Genomic DNA, 3934 nt, shown 5'->3' with positions numbered 1-3934 from the left:
CCTACATGGTGTCTGGAGCGCTGGCGGCGGCTTTGATGGGATCCCGACTGTTGGGGGTGCGGCGCCTGTTGATGTTTCTGATCCCGGCGGTGGGCATTTCCTTGGCCAGCGAGCTGCTGGGTACCAGCACGGGGATCCCCTTTGGCGACTACGGCTACCTCAGTGGGCTGGGCTACAAGATTGCCGGGCTGGTTCCCTTCACGATCCCTTTGTCTTGGTTTTACGTGGGGCTGTCGTCCTACCTGTTGGCGCGGGTGGCCCTGCAAGCAGGTCGCCACTGGCTGATCCACTGCGAGGCCATCCTGTTGGGGGCACTGCTGCTCACTGCCTGGGACTTTGTTCTGGATCCGGCTATGACCCGCGGCTTGATTCCCTTTTGGACTTGGTTTCAGCCGGGGCCCTTCTTTGGCATGCCGCTGCAGAACTTTGGCGGTTGGATGCTGACCGGAGCGGCCTTTATGACCGTAGCCAACCTCCTCTGGGGGAAAGATCAGCCTGTGTTGAACCGCCGCCAGTTGTTGGGGCCACTGGTGCTTTATGTAGCTAATTTTGCCTTTGCCCTGCTGATGAGCCTGGGATCCGGCATTTTCGCGCCAGCGGGGCTAGGCCTGTTGCTGGGCTTGGGGCCAGCCTTAGGGTTGTGGTGGAGCGCTCCACCTGCACCCTCCCATCCCGAAGCGGTTGAAGGGGAGGCAGCTCCAACCTGGCAGGCGCTGGAGGATCCTGGCTGGGCGAGGGTGAAATAGCTGCCTGGCGTAGTTAGGAGGGAGCAACAGTGCCCTGGCCCTTTCGGTGCTCACCCCTCTTGCTGGCCTATATCTGACTGGACGCAGGTGGGACGGCAGAGTTGTCGGCTATTGGGAGCCACGAGCCCAAGTCGCGGCGGCGGTGGTGTTTATTATTTAACTGCTGCCGCCGTGGCCAGATTTTTTTTCTGGATGAGACAAAGTGGAAGCCGGTTCCGTTCCCTTTGATTTGTCCTGTAGCAAGCCGATCAGCAAGCAGGCCACCCCAAGGTTGATGGCCACATCCGCCACGTTAAACACCGGAAAGCGAATCCAAACCAGATTAAAAAAATCCACCACGTAGCCGTTGAGAAAGCGGTCGATGCCGTTCCCTACCGCTCCTGCCCAGACCAGACCGTAGCCTGCCTGTTCCCAACGGCCCAGGCTGCCGCCGCGAATCGCCAGCAGCGCCAGCGCCACCGCTACCCCCAACGAGACCCACTTGAGAAACTCTGCCGAATCGGCAAACAGGCTCCAGGCGGCGCCGGTATTCTCCACATAGGTAAGGTGAAACACCCCCGGCCACAGCTCGATTTCCGGCCCCGGCAGCAGCCGCTCCACCGCCCAGCGCTTGGTCGCCTGATCCAGGATCACGCCCAGGATCCCGGCCAGCCAAAAGCCCGTGTTTTTCATGCTCTTTTGCTTCACCACGTCCACTGGCAATAGCGCTCAGAGGAGCACTTTTCCCATCCTGACATTCTCTCTCCTACCTGTGGGTGACAAACCGCAGGGGCAAGGCTTGGGGGTTCATCTGGCTGGAGAGCTTAATCAAGAAAAACGCCCGGCTGGCTGAGCCGGACGGGGATCCCACAGTCCAGAGAAGAGGACAAGGGCAGCTACCGACCCTGTTGCTCCAGGGATCGGCGCAACTCACTGGCCATCTGCAGAAACTCTTGCGGATTGCCCGCCTTGCCGTAGGAGGAGCGATCTTCAACCTTTTTGCCGCTACCTTGGCGGGTGCGAGTGTTGATCAGAGAGCTGGCCATTTCCAGAAACTTGGCAGGGTTCCCTTCGCTGCTGCCCCGCATCACAGAGGTTCGTCCGGCACGAGTCACTGCCATAGCTACCTTGATTCTCAGAAACGAAATGCTTGTTCATATCTTCCCACAAGGGATCCTCAGCCCGCCAGGCCCAGCGCTCTATGAGGTGAAGAATTGTTAGAGATAGCCGTGGCTTCTCAGGCCTTGCATCACCAGCTCAATACACTCGGAGATGCTTCGCTCAGCGGTTTTGCACACCACCTCCGGGCATTCTGGTGGCTCGTAGGGATCGTCGATGCCGGTAAAGTGCTGGATGAGCCCTGCCCGCGCTTTGCGGTAGAGGCCCTTGACATCGCGCTGCTCGCACACCTCCAGGGGGGCATCCACAAAGACCTCGATAAAGTTGCCGATGCGCTGCCGCACCTCTTGCCGGGTGGCCCGATAAGGGGAAATGGCTGAGACCAGTACGATTACCCCGTGGCGGGTCAGCATCTCGGCCACAAAGCCAATGCGGCGAACGTTCTCATCCCGATCTTCTTTGCCAAACCCCAGCCCCTTGGTGAGGTGTTGCCGCACCAGGTCACCGTCGAGCACTTCCACCGGCAACGCCAGAGCTTGCAACTGCTGGGCCACGCCGCAACTCAGGGTGGTTTTGCCCGCCCCACTTAGCCCCGTAAACCAGACTGTTACCCCCCGTCGCCCCATGGGTGTGGATCTCCTTGCCAGAATATCATCCCCGGCCAGAGTGATACACTCGAAACACTGTCCATTCTCCCTCTGCCATGCCGCCGTTAAGCGCTTCTCTTGTCGATGCCACCTTGGGATCTGCGACAACCGCCGAGCTGTTCAATCGGCATGTGATGTCCACCTATGCTCGCTACCCTTTGACTTTGGTACGGGGGGAAGGCTGCCGGGTTTGGGATGAGGAGGGGCGCGAGTACCTGGATTTTGTGGCCGGCATTGCTACCTGCACCCTGGGACATGCCCACCCCGCTTGGATTCAGGCCCTCACCCAGCAGGCACAACAGTTGCACCATGTTTCCAACCTCTACTACAACCGACCCCAGGCGCAACTGGCCCAATGGCTGACCCAGCACTCCTGTGCTGACAAGGTGTTTTTCTGCAACTCGGGGGCAGAAGCCAATGAAGGCGCCATCAAGCTGGCCCGCAAATACGCCCATACGGTACGCGGGATCCAAGATCCGGTGATCCTCACCGCCCAGGCCAGCTTTCATGGACGCACCCTGGCTGCCCTCACGGCCACCGGCCAGCCCAAGTACCAGAAAGACTTTGCTCCCTTGGTGCCTGGCTTTGATTACGTTCCCTACAACGATATCGAGGGTACGGCAGCGGTGCTGGAGCGCTGGGGCGAGCGGGTGTGTGCCGTGCTGCTGGAGCCGCTGCAGGGGGAGGGAGGGGTTGTGCCCGGGGATCCTGCCTACTTCCAGTGGCTGCGCCGGGTCTGCAGTGAGCGGGGCATTCTGCTAATGTTGGATGAGGTGCAGGTGGGGATGGGCCGCACCGGCAGGCTCTGGGGCTACTGCAACCTAGGAATCGAGCCGGATGTGTTTACCCTGGCCAAGGGCTTGGCGGGTGGGATCCCGATTGGCGCCCTCTTAGCCAAAGAGTTTTGTGCCGTGTTTCAGCCGGGGGATCACGCCAGCACCTTTGGCGGCAATCCTTTAGCCTGTGCGGTGGGCTTGGCGGTTTGCCACACCCTAATGGCGGAGAGCTTGGTGTGGAATGCCCAGCAGACGGGGGACTATCTGCGCCAGGGTCTATCCCGCTTGGCGGAGCAGTTCCCCCAGCTTGTGCAGGAGGTGCGCGGCTGGGGCCTGATCCAGGGTCTAGTCATGCGCATCCCGGCGGCTGAGGTGGTCAGGGCGGCCCTGGAGCAGGGACTACTGCTGGTGCCAGCGGGATCGCAGGTGGTGCGCTTTGTGCCCCCCTTGATCGTCACGCCAAAGGAGATTGACGAGGCGCTGGCGCAGCTGGAATCGGCTCTGCAGAGCTTAGCCGTTGGCGACAGCGGAACGGAGTCCCTGAAAGCCTAGCTCTGCCAGACCTGCTGCAAGAACGCTTGCAGCCACTGGCGGGCCTCATGGGGCAAGGGATCCCTGGCCTGCTCGAGCAGGGGCAGTACCTCCTCCGCGTAGGCCGCAACAAAGC

At 60.9% G+C, this 3934-nt stretch carries 5 protein-coding genes; 2 read left to right on the top strand and 3 right to left on the bottom strand.

What is annotated here, in order from left to right:
- Positions 1–746: carotenoid biosynthesis protein (locus tag NW863_RS02920; protein WP_414364261.1), on the top strand; the 746-nt coding region annotated here is incomplete at its 5' end.
- A 156-nt stretch (positions 747–902) separates the two neighbouring features.
- On the opposite strand, the gene lspA is transcribed toward NW863_RS02920, so the two are convergent.
- The 3 genes from lspA to cysC all read right to left on the bottom strand — a co-directional run bounded on the left by lspA (position 903) and on the right by cysC (position 2470).
- Positions 903–1418, bottom strand: a complete 516-nt coding sequence (lspA, locus tag NW863_RS02915) for a signal peptidase II (protein WP_414364259.1) — start codon at positions 1416–1418, stop codon at positions 903–905.
- Positions 1419–1621: 203 nt separating this feature from the next.
- Positions 1622–1846, bottom strand: a complete 225-nt coding sequence (locus tag NW863_RS02910) for a hypothetical protein (protein WP_414364258.1) — start codon at positions 1844–1846, stop codon at positions 1622–1624.
- A gap of 96 nt (positions 1847–1942) precedes the next feature.
- Positions 1943–2470, bottom strand: a complete 528-nt coding sequence (gene cysC, locus NW863_RS02905; RefSeq protein ID WP_414364256.1) for an adenylyl-sulfate kinase — start codon at positions 2468–2470, stop codon at positions 1943–1945.
- Between the two features lie 155 nt (positions 2471–2625).
- Between cysC and NW863_RS02900 the strand changes: the two genes are divergently transcribed.
- On the top strand, positions 2626–3819 hold the full coding sequence (locus NW863_RS02900) for an aspartate aminotransferase family protein (protein ID WP_414364288.1): 1194 nt from the start codon (positions 2626–2628) through the stop codon (positions 3817–3819).
- Positions 3820–3934: the final 115 nt, after the last annotated feature.

It is taken from the genome of Synechococcus sp. B60.1 (genome assembly GCF_047462555.1).
Taxonomy (GTDB): Bacteria; Cyanobacteriota; Cyanobacteriia; order Thermostichales; family Thermostichaceae; genus Thermostichus.
The sequence above is the reverse complement of the archived record's forward strand: the minus strand, read 5'-3'. Positions and strand labels throughout refer to the sequence as shown.

Excerpts from the sequence above, each read along its gene's own strand:
- NW863_RS02910 (WP_414364258.1), bottom strand. The coding sequence starts at position 1,846 with ATGGCAGTGACTCGTGCCGGACGAACCTCTGTGATGCGGGGCAGCAGC.
- cysC (WP_414364256.1), bottom strand. The coding sequence starts at position 2,470 with ATGGGGCGACGGGGGGTAACAGTCTGGTTTACGGGGCTAAGTGGGGCG.
- NW863_RS02900 (WP_414364288.1), top strand. The coding sequence starts at position 2,626 with ATGTCCACCTATGCTCGCTACCCTTTGACTTTGGTACGGGGGGAAGGC.
- lspA (WP_414364259.1), bottom strand. The coding sequence starts at position 1,418 with ATGAAAAACACGGGCTTTTGGCTGGCCGGGATCCTGGGCGTGATCCTG.